This is a genomic window from Sphingobacterium sp. BIGb0116 (assembly GCF_024808035.1).
Lineage (GTDB): Bacteria > Bacteroidota > Bacteroidia > Sphingobacteriales > Sphingobacteriaceae > Sphingobacterium > Sphingobacterium paramultivorum.
This window is the reverse complement of the sequence record NZ_JANUDT010000010.1, coordinates 16120-38827: the sequence shown is the minus strand read 5'-3', so window position 1 is coordinate 38827 and position 22708 is coordinate 16120. Positions and strand designations below refer to the sequence as shown.

At 38.9% G+C, this 22708-nt stretch carries 22 protein-coding genes; 10 read left to right on the top strand and 12 right to left on the bottom strand.

The genetic code is table 11. The features are described 5' to 3' along the window. Positions 1-215 precede the first annotated feature (215 nt). Entirely contained in the window at positions 216-2279 is a 2064-nt protein-coding gene (locus M2419_RS21615; RefSeq protein ID WP_259255602.1) for a S9 family peptidase, read from the top strand. A gap of 22 nt (positions 2280-2301) precedes the next feature. Here the strand turns inward: M2419_RS21615 and M2419_RS21610 are convergent, their stop codons facing one another. Then, positions 2302-2565, bottom strand: a complete 264-nt coding sequence (locus M2419_RS21610; protein ID WP_046674987.1) for a hypothetical protein — start codon at positions 2563-2565, stop codon at positions 2302-2304. A 574-nt stretch (positions 2566-3139) separates the two neighbouring features. Between M2419_RS21610 and M2419_RS21605 the strand changes: the two genes are divergently transcribed. The 4 genes from M2419_RS21605 (at position 3140) to M2419_RS21590 (ending at position 8187) form a co-directional block, all read left to right on the top strand. After that, positions 3140-3856 carry a GNAT family N-acetyltransferase gene (locus tag M2419_RS21605; protein ID WP_070561978.1) on the top strand — a complete coding sequence of 239 codons (717 nt, stop codon included), beginning with the start codon at positions 3140-3142 and terminating at the stop codon, positions 3854-3856. Between the two features lie 160 nt (positions 3857-4016). Next, a complete protein-coding gene (argG, locus tag M2419_RS21600) occupies positions 4017-5201 on the top strand; it encodes an argininosuccinate synthase (RefSeq protein ID WP_259255601.1) in 1185 nt (394 codons plus the stop codon). Positions 5202-5303: 102 nt separating this feature from the next. After that, positions 5304-6317 carry an N-acetyl-gamma-glutamyl-phosphate reductase gene (gene argC, locus M2419_RS21595; RefSeq protein WP_259255600.1) on the top strand — a complete coding sequence of 338 codons (1014 nt, stop codon included), beginning with the start codon at positions 5304-5306 and terminating at the stop codon, positions 6315-6317. 577 nt (positions 6318-6894) lie between these two features. Then, positions 6895-8187 (top strand): DUF3472 domain-containing protein, encoded by a 1293-nt coding sequence (locus M2419_RS21590; RefSeq protein ID WP_259255599.1) that lies wholly within the window; start codon positions 6895-6897, stop codon positions 8185-8187. A gap of 109 nt (positions 8188-8296) precedes the next feature. Here the strand turns inward: M2419_RS21590 and M2419_RS21585 are convergent, their stop codons facing one another. Next, positions 8297-9133, bottom strand: coding sequence for a hypothetical protein (locus tag M2419_RS21585; protein WP_259255598.1), 837 nt, complete (start codon positions 9131-9133; stop codon positions 8297-8299). Between the two features lie 273 nt (positions 9134-9406). On the opposite strand from M2419_RS21585, the gene M2419_RS21580 reads away from it, so the two are divergent. The 4 genes from M2419_RS21580 to M2419_RS21565 are packed head-to-tail and all read left to right on the top strand — an operon-like array spanning position 9407 to position 11733. Further along, positions 9407-9922, top strand: a complete 516-nt coding sequence (locus M2419_RS21580) for an RNA polymerase sigma factor (RefSeq protein WP_259255597.1) — start codon at positions 9407-9409, stop codon at positions 9920-9922. Positions 9923-9963: 41 nt separating this feature from the next. Continuing rightward, positions 9964-10653 (top strand): hypothetical protein, encoded by a 690-nt coding sequence (locus tag M2419_RS21575; RefSeq protein ID WP_259255596.1) that lies wholly within the window; start codon positions 9964-9966, stop codon positions 10651-10653. Between the two features lie 6 nt (positions 10654-10659). Beyond that, positions 10660-11181 (top strand): DUF4252 domain-containing protein, encoded by a 522-nt coding sequence (locus M2419_RS21570; RefSeq protein ID WP_259255595.1) that lies wholly within the window; start codon positions 10660-10662, stop codon positions 11179-11181. A gap of 6 nt (positions 11182-11187) precedes the next feature. Continuing rightward, positions 11188-11733: a DUF4252 domain-containing protein gene (locus M2419_RS21565; protein ID WP_259255593.1), complete on the top strand. Its 546-nt coding sequence runs from the start codon at positions 11188-11190 to the stop codon at positions 11731-11733. A 92-nt stretch (positions 11734-11825) separates the two neighbouring features. Here the strand turns inward: M2419_RS21565 and hemL are convergent, their stop codons facing one another. The 6 genes from hemL to M2419_RS21535 form a co-directional block, all read right to left on the bottom strand. Next, positions 11826-13136, bottom strand: coding sequence for a glutamate-1-semialdehyde 2,1-aminomutase (gene hemL / locus M2419_RS21560; RefSeq protein WP_259255592.1), 1311 nt, complete (start codon positions 13134-13136; stop codon positions 11826-11828). Positions 13137-13223: 87 nt separating this feature from the next. Next, positions 13224-13616 (bottom strand): hypothetical protein, encoded by a 393-nt coding sequence (locus M2419_RS21555; protein WP_259255591.1) that lies wholly within the window; start codon positions 13614-13616, stop codon positions 13224-13226. 143 nt (positions 13617-13759) lie between these two features. Further along, complete coding sequence (gene hemB / locus M2419_RS21550) at positions 13760-14728, bottom strand: porphobilinogen synthase (protein ID WP_070561999.1); 969 nt, start codon at positions 14726-14728, stop codon at positions 13760-13762. Positions 14729-14748: 20 nt separating this feature from the next. Further along, on the bottom strand, positions 14749-16335 hold the full coding sequence (hemC, locus tag M2419_RS21545; protein WP_259255590.1) for a hydroxymethylbilane synthase: 1587 nt from the start codon (positions 16333-16335) through the stop codon (positions 14749-14751). 353 nt (positions 16336-16688) lie between these two features. After that, positions 16689-17930 carry a glutamyl-tRNA reductase gene (gene hemA / locus M2419_RS21540; protein WP_259255589.1) on the bottom strand — a complete coding sequence of 414 codons (1242 nt, stop codon included), beginning with the start codon at positions 17928-17930 and terminating at the stop codon, positions 16689-16691. Between the two features lie 219 nt (positions 17931-18149). Then, positions 18150-18989: a hypothetical protein gene (locus M2419_RS21535; RefSeq protein ID WP_259255588.1), complete on the bottom strand. Its 840-nt coding sequence runs from the start codon at positions 18987-18989 to the stop codon at positions 18150-18152. Between the two features lie 223 nt (positions 18990-19212). Between M2419_RS21535 and M2419_RS21530 the strand changes: the two genes are divergently transcribed. Continuing rightward, complete coding sequence (locus tag M2419_RS21530; RefSeq protein WP_259255587.1) at positions 19213-19611, top strand: hypothetical protein; 399 nt, start codon at positions 19213-19215, stop codon at positions 19609-19611. Positions 19612-19661: 50 nt separating this feature from the next. On the opposite strand, the gene M2419_RS21525 is transcribed toward M2419_RS21530, so the two are convergent. Genes M2419_RS21525 through rbfA form a run of 4 tightly spaced genes read right to left on the bottom strand, consistent with a single transcriptional unit; the run spans position 19662 to position 22444 of the window. Beyond that, positions 19662-20312, bottom strand: coding sequence for a hypothetical protein (locus M2419_RS21525; RefSeq protein WP_259255585.1), 651 nt, complete (start codon positions 20310-20312; stop codon positions 19662-19664). Positions 20313-20314: 2 nt separating this feature from the next. After that, positions 20315-21403 (bottom strand): aminotransferase class V-fold PLP-dependent enzyme, encoded by a 1089-nt coding sequence (locus tag M2419_RS21520; RefSeq protein WP_259255584.1) that lies wholly within the window; start codon positions 21401-21403, stop codon positions 20315-20317. Next, positions 21396-22043 (bottom strand): leucyl/phenylalanyl-tRNA--protein transferase, encoded by a 648-nt coding sequence (aat, locus tag M2419_RS21515; RefSeq protein WP_259255582.1) that lies wholly within the window; start codon positions 22041-22043, stop codon positions 21396-21398. Before aat ends, M2419_RS21520 begins: the two co-directional genes overlap by 8 nt. A 29-nt stretch (positions 22044-22072) precedes the next feature. Then, positions 22073-22444 (bottom strand): 30S ribosome-binding factor RbfA, encoded by a 372-nt coding sequence (rbfA, locus tag M2419_RS21510; RefSeq protein WP_259255580.1) that lies wholly within the window; start codon positions 22442-22444, stop codon positions 22073-22075. Positions 22445-22708 lie beyond the last annotated feature (264 nt).

The following is a 22708-nucleotide window of genomic DNA, read 5'->3' as shown; positions in this document are numbered from 1 at the left end:
CTTCTTCTGAACTGTTAATTTTTATTAAAAGTATTTATAATCCATAACTCTTATTAAACTGTTGACGAAATATCTTAAATTCAGATCTTTCTAGGAGGCTCCTGTTTTATAGGATGGTCCGGATAGCAGAATAAGAAAGCGTGTATATTAAATAGCGAATAAGAAAGCGAATGCAACAAAATAAAAAAATAGTTTGGCCTAAAGTAATGGCCCCAATGGCAGCAGTTTACCCTCATGTAAGAAACATACATGATGATGCTGTGCGAGATGATTATTACTGGATGATTGATTACTTTAAAAAAGGAGAAAAAGCTCAAGAAGTTATTGACTATCTGGAAAAGGAAAACGATTACACCAGTTTGATGCTTCAAGATACGGTAGACCTACAGGAGGATCTTTTTCACGAATTGAAGTCCCGTATTAAGGAAAAAGACGAGTCGGTACCTTATTACAAAAATGGCTACTATTATTACAGCCGGACGGAAGAGGGGAAACAGTATTTTAAATTCTGTCGGAAAAAGGGCACGCTTGAGGCCGAAGAAGAAGTGCTTTTGGATGTAGACCAGCTTGCGCAAGGGCATGCATATTATACAGCAAAGGGATTTTCGGTTAGTCCGGATAATCGTTTGCTTGCCTTTAGTGTGGATACCGTGTCCCGGAGGGAATATACCATATTTATCAAGAATATTGAGACCGGAGAAATTTATCCCGATCAGATAAGGAATACGGAAGGGGCCGCGATATGGGGAAATGATAACCTGACGTTGTTTTATACCGCTAAAAACCCTGTAACTTTACTTAGCGAGAAGATTATGCGACATACATTGGGTAGCGATCCAAAAGTGGATGTGCCTGTGTATGAAGAGAAAGATAATACAAATTATATTGCTGTCGGTAAATCTAAAAATGGAAAATATATTATCATCAGTTCGGAAGGGACATTGTCCTCAGAAATTTGGATATTGAATGCGGATTTACCACAGACGGAATTTCGCGTTTTTCAGCCAAGGATACATAATGTTCTGTATTCGGTCATTGCATTGGACGATCGCTTTTTAATTCTGACCAATGATGAGGCCATCAATTTCCAAATCAAACAATGTTCCTTAGATCGTACAGAGCGTAGCAACTGGCAGACATTCATCGACCATCGGCCGGATGTATTGGTCAGCGATATTGAAGAGTTTAAGCACTTTCTAGCGATTGCTGAACGAAAAAATGGATTGACTCAATTGGCAATTTATAATTTAAATAGTCAGCAACAACACTATTTGGATTTTGGAGAAGTTACCTACACTGTATATCCGGGTATTAATGTTGAATACAACAGCGATAAGTTGCGGTATGGCTATACTTCTTTAGTGACACCAAGCTCAGTCTATGAATATGACATGGCTAAGCGGGAGAAAGTATTGTTAAAGCAACAGGAGATTTTGGGTGGATATGACCAAGCTGCATATATCACCGAACGTGTTTTTGCAACAGCAAGAGATGGTATTCAAGTACCAATCTCTATTGTTTATAAACAAGGAACCAAACTTGATGGTTCAGCTCCATTGTTGCAATATGCCTACGGATCTTACGGGGCGTCGATGGACCCCACTTTTTCGAGCAATCGACTGAGTTTGTTGGATCGTGGATTTATCTACGCCTTGGCACATATCAGAGGTGGAGAGGAAATGGGGCGGCAGTGGTATGAAGATGGGAAAATGATGCATAAGATGAACACCTTTTATGATTTTGTGGATTGTGGTAAATACCTGATTGATCAACATTATTGTACATCCGAACATCTCTATGCACAGGGGGGAAGTGCTGGAGGTTTGCTGATGGGCGTAGTCGCTAATATTGCACCGGAGCAATATCATGGGATAATAGCTCAGGTGCCGTTTGTGGATGTTGTGAATACCATGTTGGACGATACAATACCGTTGACTACAAATGAATATGATGAATGGGGCAATCCTAATGAAAAGGAAGCTTATAGTTATATGAAGGCCTATTCTCCATATGAAAACATTGAAGCAAAAGAATACCCCAATTTATTGGTCACAACTGGGCTTCACGATAGTCAGGTGCAGTATTTTGAACCAGCAAAATGGGTGGCTAAACTTAGAGCAACTAAAACCGGAGATGCGGTTTTACTATTAAAAACAGACATGGATTATGGCCACGGTGGGGCATCTGGTCGATTTGACTACTTAAAGGAAATTGCATTGGAATATGCTTTTCTCTTTAAATTAGAAGGTCTTATTTCAAATTATACAAACGAACAATAAAAAAGCGGCATTAGCCGCTTTTTTATTGTTGAGCATGATTAATGCTATCCTGTTGTTTTTGTAAACGTTCTTCCCGCTCGATCTCTCTCGAATCGATCTGATGCTGTTGATAATTGTCCATGGCCACTTTACTGGCTTTCTGCGATACGTAGATCGCTAATAGGGCAACAATAGTAATGATTGCTATTCCCCAGGCATATTTATGTTTGTCCTGTTTGACGAGCCAATACATAAAGATAATGTAAGGGACAGCAAAAATAAGATAGAATATTAAACTCGGTGACATACTATTCTCCATTAAATGATCCCTACAAAAGTATCGTTTTTGACTAAAAATAACGAACCGATACAAAAAACAACAATTTCAATTGATAAAGCCTTAAACCTTTATCTGTTTTATTGTCAAATTAATATCGCTAATGTGTGTGGTCTATTGCCGACTTATTGCCGATTAATTGCTTGAAAATGAAGCTTACAACAAGGTTTTGATGGTAGATTGTAAATTTTTAATTTTTGCAAAAAATCAATGAGAATATTGTGGAAAAGAAAAAAATATTTTTATACATTTGCATCGTCAGAAACAATTGACAGCGCATTAAAAAATGAAACAGAACAAAAAGAACGATTATTCTTATACTCAAACTTTTGAGAAGTTTATGAGGAAGGTCTTTTGTGCTTTCATTTTTGTAGAAATACCTGTTTTACGCCTCCGACGACCTATACTACCTCGGGCTTGATTTGAGGTAGTGAATCTTTCTAAGCAAGACCATGATTGTCCGATGGTTTTGAATCATTATTTTAATTTATTTAGTAACAAAACACGACAGTAGTTGTTGTTTTATTATTAGGGTCGTAAGTCAATGACTATATCAGATTTTTTAATTATCCCGGCTAAACCTGAGCATGCACATTATGCGGAGGTTATTTGCGACGAAATGTTCGAGTCTGCAAAGGCTCGTGGTACTGGTATTGCGCGTCGTAAACCAGAATACGTTGCCAACAAGATGAATGAAGGTAAAGCAGTGATTGCTTTACATAGAGATGGCCGATGGGCAGGTTTTTGTTATATAGAAACTTGGGGGCATGGTGATTATGTCGCTAACTCAGGTTTGATTGTCAATCCCGAATTCAGAAAAGTTGGTTTGGCTAAAGCGATCAAAAAAAGAGTCTTTGAGCTTTCCCGTGAGAAATACCCTAAAGCGAAGATTTTTGGTTTGACAACCGGGTTCGCTGTGATGAAAATCAACTCAGAACTAGGTTATGAACCGGTTCCATATTCCGAATTGACCTCCGATGATGAATTTTGGAAGGGTTGTCAAAGTTGCGTGAATTATGAAATCCTGATGAGTAAAGACCGTAAAAACTGTATGTGTACAGCCATGCTTTGGGACCCCGAAGAGAAAGAACGTGAATTGAGAGAGAAGATTCAACGCAAACATGAAGCGAAAGAACGCTTGGAAAGAATTACGCAAAAACAGTCTCTGCTAAAGCGTATACAGGCGAAGTTTTGGAAATCGGCCAATAAATTTATTGCCGTCAATTTTCCGAAGCATAACAAAGTCGCAAAAGGATATTAAGCGAAGACTTGAAAGATTAAATTAAAAATAGACGTAGCATGTACGTGAATATGTCCGTAACAACACGATCTGTTCATGGTCCGCTCGACATAAAAATAAAAACCGAGTGAAACGACTTAAATCAGCCGTTGAAAACAAGCACTCATAAAATAACATTCTAATGAAAAAAGTAGTTTTAGCATTTAGTGGCGGTTTAGATACTTCATTTTGTTGTATCTATCTTACACAAGATTTAGGTTTAGAAGTTCATTCCGTAGTTGTAAATACAGGTGGTTTTTCGGATGAAGAATTAAAAAATATTGAAGAACGCGCATATGCTTTAGGTGTGAAATCACATACAGCTATAGACGAGACGGCAGACTATTACCGCGAAACTATTAAATTTTTGATTTTTGGCAATGTGCTGAAAAATGCGACTTATCCATTGTCAGTGTCTGCTGAACGTGTATGCCAAGCAACAGCAATTGCAAACTACGCAAAGAAAATTGGCGCTGAATGTGTTGCTCATGGATCTACAGGTGCAGGAAATGACCAAGTGCGTTTCGATATGATTTTCCAGACCTTGATTCCAGGCGTGGAAATTATCACCCCAATCCGTGATCTACAATTGTCGCGTGAAGCCGAAATTGAGTATTTGAATAAACATGGTGTAGAATACTCTGCTGAAAAAGCAAAATACTCTATCAATAAAGGACTTTGGGGTACTTCTGTTGGGGGGGCGGAAACATTGACATCCAACCAATATTTGCCTGAATCGGCATGGCCAACTCCAGTGACTTCTTCAGCGCCGCAACAAATTACAATCGATTTTGAAAAAGGAGAGCCTATTGCCTTAAATGGTGAGAAAATGGCTTCAGTTAAAGTGATTCAAGAATTACAGGCAATCGCTCAACCGTACGGTATTGGCCGTGATATCCACGTGGGTGATACCATCATTGGTATCAAAGGTCGTGTGGGTTTTGAAGCCGCTGCTTCTGTCATTTTAATTAAGGCACATCATGCCTTAGAAAAACATACCTTGACCAAATGGCAATTGTCTTGGAAAGACCAAATCGCTGCTTTCTATGGAAATTATATGCACGAAGGTCAAATGCACGATCCCGTTATGCGTGATATCGAAGCATTCTTGCAATCTTCACAAGAAACAGTGACTGGCCGAGTGATTGTTGAACTTCACCCATACCGTTTCGTCGTCATTGGTGTCGAGTCTGAACACGATTTGATGTCCAATAAATTCGGTAGCTATGGTGAGATGAATAAGGGCTATACAGGAGACGATGTGAAAGGTTTCTCCAAAATTTTTGGAAATCAAACCATCATTTGGCACAAAGTGAATAAAAAATAAACCGTGTTTTGTGCCCTGTATTTTTTCTTAATGTAAAATTGATAAGAAAAAATACAGGGCATAATAGGTGACAACACATACCTAAATTCTAAATTCAAAAAAATGATAAGAGTAGGAATAATTGGTTCGGCAGGATATACTGGTGGTGAATTATTACGTGTATTGATTTATCATCCTGAGGTGGAAATCGTATTTGCTAATAGTGCTTCCAATGCAGGAAATAAGTTATATGAAGTGCACAATGATTTACTTGGCGATACTGAATTGACATTCTCTTCCGACTTTCACTCTGCGATTGATGTCTTGTTTTTATGTGTGGGCCATGGAGATGCACGCAAATTTTTAGATGCAAATCCGATCGATGCGTCCGTAAAGATTATTGATCTTTCACAAGATTATCGTCTTCGTGCGAATACGGCTTATCAAGGGCAACAATTTGTGTATGGGCTTCCGGAACTAAACAAAGAAGCAATCAAAACAGCTCAGTATATTGCTAATCCAGGATGCTTTGCAACAAATATCCAATTGGCTTTATTGCCATTAGCGAGTAAAGGCTTATTACCTGATCAAATCCATGTTAATGCAACGACTGGATCAACAGGAGCGGGGCAAAAACCGGGTGCAACCACGCATTTTTCCTGGCGTAACAATAATCTTTCTGCTTACAAATCTTTTGAACACCAGCATTTACAGGAAATTTCAGAGTCTTTGGATCAGCTGCAAGTGGGATTTTTACCGGTGTCAGAAGGATCGTTGTTGGAACGTGCAGCAGCAAAAATTAATTTTGTTCCACAACGTGGAGATTTTGCCCGGGGAATTTTCTCGGCAATTTATGTAGACACCGATTTGTCTGAAGAGCAGGCCTACGCCTTGTATGAGAGCTATTATGCCGCTCATCCTTTTACACATGTTAGTCCTAAAAATATTGATCTCAAACAGGTCGTTAATACAAATAAAAGTATTATCCACCTCGAAAAACACGGAAATAAGCTACTTATTTTAAATGCAACCGATAATTTGCTGAAAGGGGCATCCGGTCAAGCTGTACAAAATATGAACTTAATGTTCGGTTTAGATGAGCGTACAGGATTAAACTTGAAAAGCGTTGGTTTTTAACCCTTTTTAGGATATTAAACAGCGATATTAACAAGATGGGAATAATTTGAGGATGGCCTGAAAGCGAAATAAGGTTTTCAACATTTTATTAACATCGTGTGGAAAAGTGAAGGGTCTACCCTTCACTTTTTTTATGAATCGGTGTTTCGAACCATAGATTATCCGGTTATGAACCATAACATGTCGTTTATGAAAAAAATGGATCATCATTTTGCATCAACTGCTCAAGTTCATTAACTTAAGAAGAGGAAGTCCATGTTGGGCAAATAAACAAGAGTCAATTCGATTATATTGCTGTTTTTTTACACAATCGATTGATATACATTTTCTTTCTTTTTCTGTAAATCTAAGCCCTATCTTCATTAAATAATCCAGTTTCACAAACCGATACCATCTTTATTCAATAGTAAGGTGGAGCAGAAAGATAGTTGATAAATTGAATTCAGAACTAATAAAGAAGTCGGTTTCACGAGGTACTCGAGTATAATAGTATATCGAGTTTATGGCGAACATGAATAACCGCAGGTAGTATAACTAACTTAAGGTTGATATATAAATTGATAAAAAAAAATAAAGTATGAAAAGAAAACACTTTATCCAGTATCTCTTTATGGGAGCTTTATCCTGTCTTTCGATAAGCAGTATTGCGCAGACAGCAGAGAAGACGTATGCTGTTCCTCTTGCCGGGAATGCGTTCATTACTGCAGGGCAAGCCGGTGATGCGGAAATTTCCGGTCGTAATGGCCTGGTAAAATGGTCAAGCGACAAGGAAGTTGCGTCGGTTTATTTTCGTGCTCAGAAAGCAGGGAAATTGACATTAAAGCTGAAAGCGAAAAATGATGCTGGGAAATCTAAAATAGAAATTGACGCACAAGGAAAAAAAACTGTTGTAGATGTTGAAGGGACTGAACTTATCGAAACAGCTCCGCTGTCCATTGAAATAAAGGGTCCCGGTTATGTTCGGGTCAACCTAAAAGGAGTCAGTAAATCGGGCAGTAATTTTGCTAATGTGACAGAACTACTTGTTAGCGGTGAAGCCGCGTCAGAAGGACTTATCTATTCTGATAACCCGGACTATTACTACTGGTCCCGAAGAGGACCTTCCTGTCATCTTAATTATACCGTTCCTACGGAGGGCAACGTGAGTTACTATTATAATGAAGTAACCGTCCCTAAAGGTGAAGATAAAGTTGGTTCCTATTTTATGGCGAATGGTTTCGGAGAAGGCTACTTTGGTATACAGGTTAATTCAGAAACCGAGCGACGTATTTTATTTTCCGTATGGAGTCCATTCCATACAGATGATCCGAAAAGTATTCCAGACGAGCAAAAAATCCATCTGCTAAAAAAAGGAAAGGACGTGCATTCGGGCGAGTTCGGAAATGAAGGGTCAGGCGGACAGAGTTACCGCAAGTACTTTTGGAAAGCAGGTGTAACCTATAAGTTTCTCTTGAAAGGTGTGCCCGACGGAGAAGGAAATACCGACTATACAGCTTGGTTTTTTGTACCTGAAGAAAATGCATGGAATGTAATCGCAAGCTTCAAACGTCCGCAGACAAACACCTATCTAAAACGCTTCCACAGTTTCTTGGAGAATTTTAGCCCTAATCAAGGTTACTTGGGCAGAAAGGTCGAGTTTGGCAATCAATGGGTTTATGATGGGCAGTGGAAGGCAGTGCAAGAGGCTTCATTCAGTGTCGACAATACATATCGTGCCAATCAGCGTATTGATGCGATGGGTGGAAAAACGAAAAATGGGTATTTTCTTAGAAATGGTGGTTTCTTTAACGAAATTGTTAAGCCTGGAAGTAAATTCCAATTCGTTAATAAAAATACGGCTCCGAAAATTGATTTTGATAAATTGCCTTAAATAGAAGGCACTAAACATATGTACGGAATGTACAATTCATTTGATGAAGTGATAGTAAAAGAGCTGCAGGTATTTGAAGTGCGGCTCTTTTACTTGTTATAACCTATTTCTATTTTTCAGATAGTTTAATATCACGTTCTACCGAAACATTATCTCCTGTAACAGCATTACCATCCTTATCTACTAGGGTCAATTTTACTTTGTTGTTGCCTATTGGCAGGCCTTTTATCTCATATGGCCCCCATTTGTCCAATGTAAATGTTTGGCCATTGATATCTGCAATTACCTTGTTGCCGTCTGGAGCAAGTTTGGTATTGACTAGGTAAAAATCTAACAGTAGACTTTTTGTCTCATCTCCTTTATATTCACCTTTAGGTCGGGAATAGAAAAGCGATGGTTCCTTTGGTGTTGCATCTGTCGTCAATTTACCCGTTGCATCAATCTTAAATTTTACCAATTTAGAAGCTTCAGTGGTTTTTATGGATTCATGATAGGATCTTGATAAAAACGAGAGCAGGTAATGTTCCGAATTTAACGGTACGGTTACGGAATTCTCGGGCTTGTATAGAGCCGTATAAGGTTTATTGTCTAAAATAAAATGAATATGTTGTCCATCATGCGAATTCGCCATATGGGCAGCATGGGCATCATCAGTCATCTCTGTTAATTTGAAATTCTTAATTGCATATTTTACAGTTACTTTTGCGGAGTCTGTTCCTACCTTTTCTGCAGTGATTGAGGCGATCTGCAGATCAGCTCCAGGAAATTCTTTCGAGTCTGCAATAGGACTGACATTGATAGAGTCCATTTTTTGTGCAGTATTTGTGTCTATACTGCTGCTTGAGTCAGCTCCATCTGTACTTTTCGTAGAAGAGTTGTTACATCCAATGGCACCTATTAGGAGCGCTACTGCAGCAGTAATACCTGTAATTCTGTAATACTTCATAATTTTTTTGTTTAATTTTTTAATCATTCAGCATCTTAAGTAACAGTCTATGTACCTATTTTGTTTGTCGTAAGGTCAAAAATAGGGCTTCTGGGCTACTCATTTAAGTTTAATATACAGTGAACTAAATATTTTTAAAAAAATAGTCATATTAGATGTAATAAATCGGTAAGCTGAAATGTCTTGATTATATAAAAGGCACGGGTGATATGGAGATGGAGCAAAAGCCGATTAGAAGATTAAAATAGCGTAAGTCTCTATATTGACGATAATATGAACCAAGAGCAATTTAAAAATACCGTTTTCATCCATAAGGATAAGCTATTTCGCTTTGCGAAACGGATCTTGGTTGATGATGATGAGGCTTTCGATGCAGTACAAAATGTGATGATGCGGTTGTGGCAATTAAAAGATCAGCTGCTTCAATATAAAAATATGGAAGCCTTCTGCATGCAGAGTGTGAAAAATGAAGCGCTTAATCGTCTAAAAAGAGATAAGGTCAGGGCAGACTTTGTTGAGCAGCATCAGGTTGTTACCATGACGGAACATACTGTTGGGAATACGAAAGAAATTATCCTGGAGATGATCAATTCCCTTCCCGAAAAACAACGGCTTGTTATGCATCTGCGCGATGTGGAGGATTATGACATCGATGAAATCAGTGAAGTATTGGAGATGGGCGAGTCTGCGGTCAGAGTTAATCTGATGCGTGCTAGACAGAAGGTAAAAGAGCAATTGACAAAATTATTCGATTATGAAACCACGCGGATTTATTCAGGTAAAAAATAAACCCGATTGTTTCATCGTATTTGAAAATAAGATGCACAGTGATGAAAGATAAGAAATTAAAAGAATTGGAAGAGAAGTACTTTAATGGCCAGTCGTCATTAGAGGAAGAAAGAGCATTGAAAAGCTCGGATGACGCTTTTTTTCAATCATTGAATCAGGAAAAGAATACGACAATGGACTGGTCCTTTGAGGACTTCCAAAGTGAGATCAATGAGGATAAGAAACGTATTGTATGGTGGAATAATCGCTGGATAAAATATGCTGCAGCAGCCATGTTGTTGATGGCTATTGGAATTGCACTATTCCTAAATCAGGAGTCAACAACTCAAGTACCGGTACTTGCCGAAAAGGAAATGAAAGCACTGAAACCCGTGGACAAGAAGCTGATCGAACAACAAAATGCAGAAGCGGGAGTTTCCAATTCTAATGATGGGAGCCGTTCGGTGGAAAGCGGTAGGTCCTTACAGCTAGCAAAAACGGTCAAACGTCCTAAGGTTAAAAAACAAGCGATGGAATGGACTGAAAAGAAGGAAATGGTTGCTGAAGGTCTGCAGTCTGTCGAAAGTGCATCCTACCAGGCAGACTATGTTGTTTTGAATGGGAAGCCTGTCGCTAACGAACAGGAAGCTGTTGAATTGACGCTAAAATCTTTAGGCTTACTGGCAAATAATCTGGAAAATGGCGTAGATAAAGCAATGAATATAAAACAAATGTCAATAACGATTAACTAAAATAAAATGAAAGGTTTTTTAATAGCTTGCCTTCTACTTGTAGCAAGTATGGCAAATGCACAAATTTCAAAATTGGATAAACTTTTTGAACAATATCAAGGAAAAAAAGGCGTGACAACACTCAAAATAGGCGCGCCGATGTTCAAACTATTGGGTAATTTGAAAATAGACGATGAGGATATGCAGACAATTACACCACTACTTAAGAATGTTAAATCGTTGCGGATGCTGATTGTCGAAGATGGAGAAGATAAAGCCTTAACAGGTATTATTCAGGGGGCTGTTTCAAATTTAAAATATGAAGAACTCATGTCGCTCAATAATGAGGGCCAGGATATCCGGTTCATGGTGGAAAATATATCTGCAAATGCCGATATCCTAAACAATCTGTTACTTACGATCAACGGAGATGGGCAAAATCTATTTATGATCCTTGACGGGGCTATACCGTTGAAAGACGTGACTAGCTTGGTCAACGAAGGGAACAATAAAGTGAGTAAGAATAAAGGTGATAACAGCAAAAAGTAGAAGATTATGAAAAGATTACTAACCTTGTTGTGCCTAGTTGGCGTTCTTCTCTCCATGCAGTCATGCATGATAAAAAAAGCTTCCAATATGGACTTCGTCAGCCGGTCTAATGTATCTGACGATGCTGAGATTGTTGCCATTAATTTACCGATTTGGTTAACAAAACCCTTTATGAAAAAAGCCTTAAAGGATGATAATGATGAAGAGTCTCGTGCAATGGTCGAAATTGTAAAGAAATTAAAGAAGTTCAGAATGCTGACACTATCAAATAATGATAAAACGAAGAATGCACGGATTTTGGACGATTACCATAAGTTTTTGAAGAAGAACAAATTTGAGGAATTACTGGTTATTAACACGGATGGACAGGAGATTTCGCTGAATGCGCGTATTGATAAGAATAATGTTATTCAGCGGGTTTCTCTACTGGTTCATGATAACGAAGATGAAAGTGTATTTATGGATATCAAAGGTAAGTTTTCATTGGATGAACTTATTGCCGGACTAAATAAGATGAAATCTAAAGATAAGAAGTTGGCAAACAAACTGTAATAAGCACGTTGATGCAGGCCTACACTTCCACTAACTCATAAAAAAAGCTCTCTAGTAATATACTGGAGGGCTTTTTTTATAGTAGTTTGATTTTATGCACTAAAGACAATGTCTAAAGCATCGAAAATATGTTTTTTTGCCTGTTCAAGATCTGCTGCTGTATGCGCATCAGAAACAAAGCCTACTTCATAGCCTGAAGGACCAAAATACACGCCGCGATTTAACAACTCGCGGTGCATAATTTTATAAGATTCCATCGATTTAGGATCGATTTCACTCGCTTTTTTAATTTCTTGTTGTTCTGTGAACGCAAACCAAAAAATAGAAGCAACATGGAAAAGTTGAACTTTATACCCTTTCTCAGCAATATAAGTACGCATATCATTGACGAAAGCTTCTGTTTTGGCATTTAAATTTGTGTAGAAATCCTTTTGTGCCAAGATACCTAATGCGGCAATGCCGGCAGCCATAGCAACTGGATTTCCGGATAAAGTTCCGGCTTGGTAAACTGCACCATCAGGAGATATACAAGCCATCAATTCTTTTGAGGCTCCATAAGCGCCAACAGGCATTCCACCACCAATAATTTTTCCATAGGTGATAATATCTGGTTGTACGTCATAGTAAGCTGAAGCACCTTCAAAACCAATACGGAATCCTGTGATCACTTCATCCATAATCAACATTGCACCATGTTCCTTGGTGATATTCCGCAAGAAGTGAACATATTCCTTAGATTGCAACAATAAACCATTGTTTGCAGGGATACCCTCAATGATAACTGCCGCAATCTGACCGTTAAATTCTGCAAAAGCAGCTTCTAAAGCTTGTTTATCGTTTAACTCAATAACAATGGTTTCGTCTGCAAATGCTTTAGGTACACCAGCCGATGATGTCTCACCAAAAGTAACTAAACCAGATCCTGCCTTCACTAAAAGAGAATCGGAGTGCCCATGATAACAACCATCAAATTTGATGATCTTATCGCGTTTCGTATAACCTCTGGCCAAACGGATCGCAGACATTACGGCCTCAGTTCCGGAACTGACAAAGCGAATTTTCTCAATAAACCTATTGTTTTCGATAATCAGCTCTGCCAGCTGGTTTTCCAGCGCAGTAGGAGCGCCAAAACTTAAGCCTTTCCCAAGTTGTGCCGCTACAGCTTCACGAACTTGATCATTATTGTGCCCTAAAATTAAGGGACCCCATGAACAACAAAAATCGATGAATTCATTCCCGTCAGCATCCCACAGGTGTGCTTTATCGCCACGCTCAATAAATAATGGGGTACCATATACGGATTTGAAAGCCCTAACAGGAGAATTTACGCCTCCAGGGAAATATTGTTTTGCTTTTTCAAATAGCTCAGCAGATTTTGCTCTTGAAATATCAGGTGCTTGCATAGTCTATGTATTTGAATGCGAAGTTATCTTTTTTTAAGAAGATAAGTCTCATAGAAACGTAAGGAATCCATAATAGCCTGATATTAGCTATTTAAATTGAGTAATAGCTTCTTTTTTCAGCAATTTTATTTCCTGTTTATTGACAAACAGGATAATCTCATTTGCTGACTTAATTTCAATCTCAAAAGCCGTCTTGTTATCATTATATTTTCCAAAAAGGTTTGGACTAAAAAAGTAGCCACTGAATTTTCTGCGATTTAATATAGCAATGCTATCTACTTTCTGATGAATTGAGGTTTGGGGACTCTGAGGATTTGAATTTGAAAAGGTAAATAAGGCGTCACCATTTTTATTGAATGTGATTGATTTCAGCTTAGCGTTGTCCGCAATCCAATTGCCTTCCAAAAAGGAGTAAAAGGTAGTTTCATGAATGGAAGAAGCCGATAAAAGGAAACTGCTGATTATAATACTTTTTAACATAATAAGGCGGATTATAATTTTCTGTTTGACCGCAATGTCGTAAAAAGGTTTAAATAATATCTTTAAAAAAAACAGAAGCTCGAAAATGAATTCCCGAGCTTCTGTTAGTTATATTCAGATTATCGAAGATAATCTGGAAGTTGTTAAATAAAACCTTTCTCCAGTACTTCTTTGGAGTGATAGGATAAGATTGCCGTAGCGCCTGCACGTCTGAAGCTCAATAGCGTTTCCAGTATGACGCGCTCATCGAGCCAACCGTTTTGAATAGCGGCCTTTAACATCGCATATTCTCCACTGACATTATATACTGCAATTGGTAGATCGAAGTTGTCTGCAAGAAGTTTAACGATATCCAAGTAGGGAAGTCCTGGTTTTACCATCAGAAAATCCGCTCCTTCCTGTGCATCGAGCTGTGCTTCGATAAGCGCCTCTTTTGCATTGGCAGGATTCATTTGGTAGGTCTTTTTATCGCCATGTTTGGGCGCTGAGCCTAAGGCATCTCGAAAAGGACCATAATAGGCCGAAGCATATTTTGCCGTATACGACATCAAAGAAACGTTAGTAAAACCATTATGGTCCAATAGCTCACGGATGTAACCGATGCGGCCATCCATCATATCTGATGGGGCAATGATATCTGCACCTGATTGCGCATGTGCCAAGGCCATTTTGCCCAATACCTCTAATGTCTCATCGTTTAGGATCTCACCGTTTTCGACAATTCCATCGTGCCCGTCACTGCTGTAAGGGTCCATGGCAACATCCGTTACGATACAAGCCTCCGGAAAATTTTTCTTTACGGCAGCAATCGCACGCAAGTATAAACTTCCATCACGGTAGCTTTCTGTAGCATACTTGTCTTTTAATGACTCTTCAATGTTAGGGAAAAGATCAAATGAACGTAAGCCCAACTTCAGGCAACTTTCCACTTCCTTCAATAGATTGTCTATTGAATAGCGATAGATGCCAGGCATCGATTTAACCTCAGTTTTTTGATTTTGCCCATCGACGATAAAAAGTGGGAAAATCAAATTTGACGCGTCTAAACGTGTCTCTTGAATCATGTCGCGAATCACGGCAGATTTACGATTTCTTCTCGGACGTTGTAACATTTTTTTTAATTATTTATTAACTAATACTCCAATCCAAAAACGGCTTCGGAAAGACCGATCTCGTCTGGAGAATAAGGAAGTGTATAAGGCACATTCATCTCATCAAACTTTGCACCGGTGGAGCGGCCAATACAGATTACTTTCTGGCCTGGTTCCAGTAGGTTGTCTGCAAAATAAGCTTCCACATTGCTTGGACTGGTAAAGACCAATACCTCCGCATTGGATGGATCTACATTTTCTTCTAAGACCGTTTCATATACCGGTATATTGATAATTTTCGTCTCCGGGCTTAATGCTTTTTGGATCGTCTCCAAAGATTCCTTCGCACGTGGAATAAGAACGGTACCACCATTGGCCAATTCAGCAAATTTCTTCGCAATTTCCTCCATATTGATGCCCTCACTGTCGCCAGAGAAATCAGCAACGCGGTCATATTTGCGCAAAATCTCTTCCGAGCCACGGCCAATGACACCTATCTTGGTCTTTTTGCTCAAACGTGGCTCTAAATTGAAAAAATGCTCAATGCCATTCTTGCTTGAAAATATAATCCAATCCACGTGTTTTAGGATAAAAGGATCCAATTTGTTGATGATAGGGAATATTTTGATCAAAGAGCGGCCTTCAATAGTAATATTGTGTTTGGCCATTGCCCTTGCGAAATAGGAATTTTCGTCTACCTCTCGGGAGATAAATACAGATTGTGGCAACTTTCTATCTTTTGCATACTTGCTGAAAATGCGCTCCGCTAAACGTATAGCATCGGTATCTCTAAGGTAAACACGGTCAGGAAAATCTTCACTTGTTTCAGCTATGGAGGCCCAAGCTTCATATTCATCACCGCTTTTACGGCAATAACAGCCAAGTGGCGCATGGCATCCTGCGTCAAATTTATTTAATACCAAACGTTCTACAGAGATTGTTTTTGCTACTTCTTCATTGTTTAAGGGCCGTAAAGCATCAAAAAGTTCCTTGTCAACTTCACGGATCTGAATAGCCAGTACCCCTTGCGCTGGTGCCGGGATAATTTCAACAGGAGGAATCTCCTCCACATGAAAATCTGTAATATCCATTTCAATACGGCTAATACCTGCCTTTGCAAGTACGATAGCATCGTATTGCTCATCACGTAGCTTCTGGATTCTTGTCTGTAAATTACCACGGAGATCGTCAAATTCTAGATCAGGACGTAGTGCAGAGATCTGCGCTTTTCTACGGTTGGATGATGTTCCAACAGTCGCATTGTGCTTTAATGAAAGTCGTTTTTTGATATCCACACAATCTTTGTGGATAATCAATAATTCAGCGGGATCTTCGCGCTCAGAAACCGCTGCAATGATCAATCCTGGAGGGTTGACCGTAGGTAAATCTTTATGTGAGTGTACAGCTAAATCAATGGTCCCGCTTAAAAGTTCCTCTTCAAGCTCTTTGGTGAAAAATCCTTTGCCTTCTAATTTATCCAAACGAAGGTGTTGAATGATATCCCCTTGTGTTTTAATGACTTTTAATTCTGCTTCAATTCCGATTTCTGCCAATCGATCTTTTACAAAATTTGCCTGCCACATGGCAAGAACGCTTCCCCGGGTACCAATAATTAGTTTTCTATTCACGTTAATTTTACTTTACCTATTAAAACAATCACAAAGATGTTCCACCGGTAGCCCCGTATTCAACTAGCACAGCATGTGTTTTTGATTCAATTGAGCCCCGGAAATAAACAATTTCGGAAAAATGTGTTTAATACCATTTATCAGAGCAAAAATAAATAAATAGAAGGAATATGTTGACACGTTACTGTCATTATATGTCAGGAAATAATTGATAAACCGAAATTTAAAGGAAACAGTCAAAGGATAGCTCCGCGGGACGGGAGCAGATTCATGCAGCTAAATAGGCGTTGTTAAAAACCTAGGGAAGCAACAAAAAGTAATAGAATATAACTGCTTGAAGAGGAAGCTTAGTATTAATTTTTTTCCGTTTCTGGAGTTTTAACCAAAATTTCTTTTGCCATAACCATTGGAACCTTGATATATTTCTTTTCCATATAGTTGATGACTTTTTCCAATACTTCTCTCGCTTCGGGGGTTAGGGCTTGAACCTCTTGGGCAAAAACCTCATTTAGCGCGAATGATTTAATTTCTTTAATCTTTTCAGGAACCTCACGCATGGCAACCTCTATACGTCGCTGTTTGATTAAAGGTAAAAATTCTTGGATATTGTCCTGTATAATCTTTTCGGCACTCTCCAATTCGTTATAACGCTCTTGGATGTTTTTCTCTGCAATAGCTTGTAAGCTGCTCACTTCGATATAATGAATCGGATTATTTTGGAGAACTTCAGCATCAATATCATTCGGAACGGCTAAGTCAATGATAATTTTCTTATCAGTCTCTCCGTTTAATAAGGATTGATAAAGTGTGTTGTCAATAATGGAGGTCGGAGCACCTGTGCAAGTAATCAGAATATCAAAGCCTTCTTTGTATTGATCAATATCAGCTAGGGGGTAAGCTTCAGCATTTAATTCTTCGGCTAAGGCTTTAGCATTCTCCACTGTACGATTGAAAATAACGAACTTGGCTTTTTGGTTCTTTTGGAAATATTTCGCTAAATTCTGATTGGTTTCTCCAGAACCGATGATAACGATTCTAGGGTTTTCAACCAGTTTTAGTTCGCGCAATTTGCGATAGGCGAGAGAGACAACAGAAATTGGGTTTCTGGAAATTTTAGTATAGGTGTATACTTCTTTAGCTGTTTTTACAAGGCGATCCATCATTAGACGTAGAAAATCTCCAGTAAAACCAGCTTCTCTACAACGATCATAAGCCCGACGCACCTGTGCTAAAATTTCTTTTTCACCAACAACAAGACTTTCAAGTGAGCATGACATCCGAAGCAGGTGATTTAAAGCATCCATACCCTCGTATTTATTGACCTGTCCTAAATAACATTGTAGTCTTTCCTGAGGAACACAGAAGTTCAATTTTCCCATAAAATCAGCAATGAATTCATGGGTCAATTCGTGAGCACCATAAAATACAAACTCTACTCGGTTACAAGTACCAATATAAAAGATCTCTGGAATGTCTAGGCTATGCTTTAGATTGATGAGGCGACTTTCTAAATCCTCATTGCAGATCACTAGATTACCTAGATCTTTTAGTTCGACATGTTTATGAGTAAACGCTAATACTTTAAGATTTTTCAAAGCTCTAATCCCTCGCTTATATTTAACGGTACAAATGTAGCTTAAAAGCTTTGTGCTTGTGTCAAAAATCTGTCAAAGGGATTAATTTAGAAAGATTTTAAATAGATGATTTTGATGTTTAAATGGCTGTTTCATAGTTTTTTATATTTTAGTGTAGCGCTGAATGATTTTCGTCACGATCTGTCGTGACGAAAATTTTAAGTTATAAAATACGATAAACTACTCTTTAATACCCGTGTTCGTCCCTGTAGAGTCGATGGTGACATCTTCCAATTCTTCCACATAAGGCTCTTCTTCGGAAGTAGTAGCTTCCTGAATTTCACTATCACTGTATTGGTAATAGCTGTCGAAAGTTTTACTGCTTTTATTGTAAATCAATGCGTACTTGGAACTTTTATTCTTGACAATAATTCCATCGGCAGGAGCGGGCACCAATTTCATTTCATCCATGAAAATTTTCTGTCCCTTTTTGAAGCTGTTAATGAGTGGGAGTTCGCTTGAATATTCCTTCCAGAATAAAATATCGCCTTTTGCAGAGATGATCCAGATAGCACTGCTCTGGTAGTCGTTCTTTTCTACCAAGAAAGCCATTTCTTTATTCCAACTGTCTGAATCGTTGCGATCGGTAAAGTTACCATAACAGAAAACAGATTTAGCACGATCTTTTATCCGTGTAAACTTGTATATAGGTTTATCATCTACAGGTTCAAGGTAGTTATTACCCATGAATATCTTTGTAATACCCCTTCTATAGCGTAACGGGATATTATCGTATTCGGGAATAGTGAATATTGCATTGTTCCAGTGTTGATAGTCTTCTAGTGAACTCCAACCATCAGCATCTTCCAGATCTTTGGGATCCGCATTGTCAAATCCCACAACAGCTGTCGCAGTACTATCCACCTGCAAGCCGTCGAAAGCTTGTCGATGGCTATAGTTGTAATATCCACCACCCGCTAGGACAACCAATAGCACGGCGCCAATAATGATATAGACCTTTCTCTTTTTATTAGGCTGTGCAGGTTGTTCTGTTGCGATTTCTTCAACTTCTCTTTTCATGTTTGTTATTCGGCTTAAATGCTAAAAATTATATTCATTTCTTTTAAACAAGTGAAAAACCAGATTCTAGATGATTGATGATCTTTGGATTAGTCTTGTTTTTTATTTGTTCTAAGCGTTAATTGCGCTTAAAAATAGAATAATTTTTCAAAAAGTGAAATACAAGTTATATATGTGTCAATATTCAACTTATATTCGTAGCAGTTTTAAAGGAATTTGAACCATGATTATTATCAAAAAATACTTTGCCATTGTTGGACTAGTCATTTCTTTTTTGTCTAGCATGACACCATTCTTAAAAGTACCTATTAAGGGAAATTGGAATTTATATCAGGTAGATGCCTATTTGTTCTTTCTTACATTACTTATACTCGGGGTGACTGCCCTCTTGTTTTTTGTCCGTGCAGTAAGAGCCTATCAGTGGATGACGCGATTAGCTGCCTGCTGGTACCTATTGAGTATAACCGCAGTCTGGTTTAAGATCAATAATTATTTCGGCTGGGGATTTGCCGATAAATTGCTTTCTAAATCCCTGCACATGCGCTGGGGCTGGATTGTCTATTTGGTTGGCATTGTACTATTATTGTTGAGCACCAAGAAGGTTTCTGGTACGGCTGAATAAAATAAAGCCGTTTACCAAACAAAAAATAAGCTAGATGAAATTCATCTAGCTTATTTTTTGTTTGGACGATGCGGTATGAAATGACTTTTCAGCTTGTCCAGTCCTAAATCCTCTTCAATCTTATCCAGTTCGTAGGACCATATTTTTTCATCCAAAATTTCGTTCAGCACTTTTGGATTAGTAAGGTCTACAGGACGTACACGTTGTTCTCTGTTGATTGGTGAGGTTAGTTCCTGCAAACTACCGCTATGCCGTATGATCTGAAAACGGAAGGTAGGCCATTTCCCAACATTTGCAAAGTTGCCTGTATAAAACTGCATAGAATCGTGCGGCGGTATTTTATTGCTGAAAATACCTTTCACTTTATTCGCTGTGGCTTCAGCTACGGATACCAGTAGCTCAAAGCTGGTTTCATTGATGATATGTAATTTGGCAAGTCCATCTTTGTGATCTCCCGAAATTGCCAAAAGTATTCCTTTTTCGATAAATCGATGTGGTGTCAGTGGTGTCGCATGCTGGTCAAGTTCATCATCTGCTCGACGCATATTACCGAAGACAAGGGTGATTTTATCCATGGGCACCGGAATCTCAAAACCAGTGTCGTCTGTAACGCCTACAATATCGTTGGGCTGCATGGATGTGATATGCCCCTCAATGGGCTCATCGACAAACCGTACTAAGTCGCCTATTCTAAATTTCATGTTTACTTTACTTTTGTGTCAATAATATATAGTAGCTTCTCAAGATCCGAGTGATCATTGTATAAATGAAATCCAACACGGATCCCCGATCCTCGGGGAAAGCATTTTATGCCCTCATCTAAGAGAGTTTGATAATTGTCGGGGTTGATCTGAATATTGAAAATATTGCTCTGCGGACGTCTATTGATGATGCTGTCCAATAACAGTTTTCGGTCGGCAAGTTCAGCGCGGGCATCTGCGATCAATTTTTGGGTATAGGTCACTGTTTCGGAAAATCCCCATTCCTCCAATTGAAGCAGAGACTGCTGTAGGGTGCCGTGCGATAGGGTGTCCAAATGCCCAGGTTCAAAACAGAGTTGTACCACAGATTTATTCATCCATTGATTGTTGAGGAAGCTGTAATTTTTTTGGATATCCGCATAAAGTATCGCTTTGAGTCTGTCACTTAAGAGAACAAATCCATTGCCAAAGCCAGCCATAAGCCATTTGTATCCACTGGATAATACGGCGTCAAAGCCCGAAAGCGTGAAATCAAAAAGATCTGTTCCCAAAAACTGGGTGCCGTCACCGACGATCAGCAAGTCGGGATGCTGATGTTTTAATTCCTGTATGAAAGATAGGTCTATTTTTAATCCCGAAATATATTGAACAATGGAAAGGATAAGGACATCTGGTTTAAATGTTGCTATTGTGTCCAATAAATTCGTTTCCAGCTGTTCGTCCATCCTGACAAATTGATGTTCAAAACCGCTTATAATTGTAGGAAAATTAACTGAAGGATAATCATTGTCTAATAGCAGCACTTTCGATTGTTTTGGTAAACCTGCCAATAGTGCATTGAAGGCAAAGGAAAAACAACTTGATAAGAAGACATTTTGGGAAGGGCAATTGAAAAATTTACCGAGCGTATCCCGACAGGCATCTAAAGTTGCACCTTGCTGTTCGCGTAAGGTACTGTTCGCGTCAAAGAAATCTTGGTCTCTTTTGGCGCGCCAAGCCTTTGTTTCACGTGAAAGTAAGCCGGATCCCGGTGTGGTGAGGTAGGTTACGGTTGAAGCGATGTCAAAATGTTTACGATAAGGACTACTCATGTCTTTGGTCTTTTGTTAGTATTGCTAAATAATCTGTCAAGGAGAGGTATTCACCCCCCATGCTTTCCAAATGATCTGTGTGAAATTGGCAATCAATTAAATGTAGTTCAATTTCTTGGGCGAGATAAATCAGGGCCGCTTTCGAAGCGTTGGCGACTTTTGAAAACATACTTTCTCCACAAAAGACACCATTGATTAACACGCCATAAAGCCCGCCAACGAGTATATCATCTTGCCATACTTCCACCGAATGTGCATAACCTAGCTCCGCAAGTTTACTGTATGCTTGGATCATGCCCTGGGTTATCCAGGTTCCAGCCTGATCTTTTCTATTGATAGTCGCGCAAAGCTGAATGACTTCTTTAAAGCTGCGGTCTATTGATAAGGAAAATGTTTTTTTCCGGAGCACACTCGCCATGCTTTTGCTGATCTTGACCTTGGAGGGATCGATCACAAATCTGGGGTCTGGGGCATACCAAAGTATCGGGCTGTCATCGCTGAACCAGGGAAAAATTCCGTTACTATAGGCCAGTAGCAAACGATCTACCGAAAGATCTCCTCCTACGGCGAGTAAACCATCTTCTTCTGCATAGCTTGGGTGTGGAAACTCCAGTCTGTTCGTGTCCAGTTCAAATACCATGGTTGTTTAACATGCTGCGATAGATGGCATTATTCTGGCTGACGCGGTTCTTTGCCGATCTCGTCAAATAGTTTGTCCATGTGTTCAACATATTCGTTGGTATCATCGAGGAAGAACTCCAATTGAGGAACAATCTTTACCTGGTTCTTAATTTTTGCCCCCAGTTTGTAACGTATTTCAGATGTTTTGGAACGAATAGCCTTAATATCTTCCTGTGCCGTTTTTGTGTTTAAAAAGCTCACGTAAACACGGGCAATTGCCAAATCAGGCGTAACACGAACCCGTGTAACCGTGATAAATGCGCCGGGAGCCCATGAATTACCTTCGCGTTGAAATAATGCTGCTAAATCCTGTTGAATCACCCCAGCAAAACGTTGCTGTCTCTTGCTTTCTGTTCCCATCGTATACGTTTTATGTTGAATATTCTCAATTGTGTCAAACAAAAATAGCCAAAATTTCAATTAAAAGAGAAACTTGGATCGACATAAGAAAAAAGGCACATCTTGGTTTGACGTGCCTTTAAATTTCGATTCACAATTGGTTAGGTAATTTCTTTCAAGTTTTAAGACTTTGGGGTCTATCATATTTGGTTTGAAATTTCGGTGTATTTAAAGCGGTAAGTATTTACTAACCTTACCATCTTCTATTTTTTCATCTCCCTTACA

Coding starts and splice junctions, on each gene's coding strand:
- M2419_RS21565 (WP_259255593.1), top strand. CDS start 11,188: ATGAAAAGATTACTAACCTTGTTGTGCCTAGTTGGCGTTCTTCTCTCC.
- M2419_RS21535 (WP_259255588.1), bottom strand. CDS start 18,989: ATGAAAAGAGAAGTTGAAGAAATCGCAACAGAACAACCTGCACAGCCT.
- M2419_RS21610 (WP_046674987.1), bottom strand. CDS start 2,565: ATGTCACCGAGTTTAATATTCTATCTTATTTTTGCTGTCCCTTACATT.
- M2419_RS21530 (WP_259255587.1), top strand. CDS start 19,213: ATGATTATTATCAAAAAATACTTTGCCATTGTTGGACTAGTCATTTCT.
- argG (WP_259255601.1), top strand. CDS start 4,017: ATGAAAAAAGTAGTTTTAGCATTTAGTGGCGGTTTAGATACTTCATTT.
- M2419_RS21525 (WP_259255585.1), bottom strand. CDS start 20,312: ATGAAATTTAGAATAGGCGACTTAGTACGGTTTGTCGATGAGCCCATT.
- hemL (WP_259255592.1), bottom strand. CDS start 13,136: ATGCAAGCACCTGATATTTCAAGAGCAAAATCTGCTGAGCTATTTGAA.
- M2419_RS21615 (WP_259255602.1), top strand. CDS start 216: ATGGCAGCAGTTTACCCTCATGTAAGAAACATACATGATGATGCTGTG.
- M2419_RS21605 (WP_070561978.1), top strand. CDS start 3,140: ATGACTATATCAGATTTTTTAATTATCCCGGCTAAACCTGAGCATGCA.
- M2419_RS21520 (WP_259255584.1), bottom strand. CDS start 21,403: ATGAGTAGTCCTTATCGTAAACATTTTGACATCGCTTCAACCGTAACC.
- M2419_RS21585 (WP_259255598.1), bottom strand. CDS start 9,133: ATGAAGTATTACAGAATTACAGGTATTACTGCTGCAGTAGCGCTCCTA.
- aat (WP_259255582.1), bottom strand. CDS start 22,043: ATGGTATTTGAACTGGACACGAACAGACTGGAGTTTCCACACCCAAGC.
- hemB (WP_070561999.1), bottom strand. CDS start 14,728: ATGTTACAACGTCCGAGAAGAAATCGTAAATCTGCCGTGATTCGCGAC.
- rbfA (WP_259255580.1), bottom strand. CDS start 22,444: ATGGGAACAGAAAGCAAGAGACAGCAACGTTTTGCTGGGGTGATTCAA.
- argC (WP_259255600.1), top strand. CDS start 5,304: ATGATAAGAGTAGGAATAATTGGTTCGGCAGGATATACTGGTGGTGAA.
- M2419_RS21555 (WP_259255591.1), bottom strand. CDS start 13,616: ATGTTAAAAAGTATTATAATCAGCAGTTTCCTTTTATCGGCTTCTTCC.
- M2419_RS21570 (WP_259255595.1), top strand. CDS start 10,660: ATGAAAGGTTTTTTAATAGCTTGCCTTCTACTTGTAGCAAGTATGGCA.
- M2419_RS21580 (WP_259255597.1), top strand. CDS start 9,407: ATGAACCAAGAGCAATTTAAAAATACCGTTTTCATCCATAAGGATAAG.
- M2419_RS21590 (WP_259255599.1), top strand. CDS start 6,895: ATGAAAAGAAAACACTTTATCCAGTATCTCTTTATGGGAGCTTTATCC.
- M2419_RS21575 (WP_259255596.1), top strand. CDS start 9,964: ATGAAAGATAAGAAATTAAAAGAATTGGAAGAGAAGTACTTTAATGGC.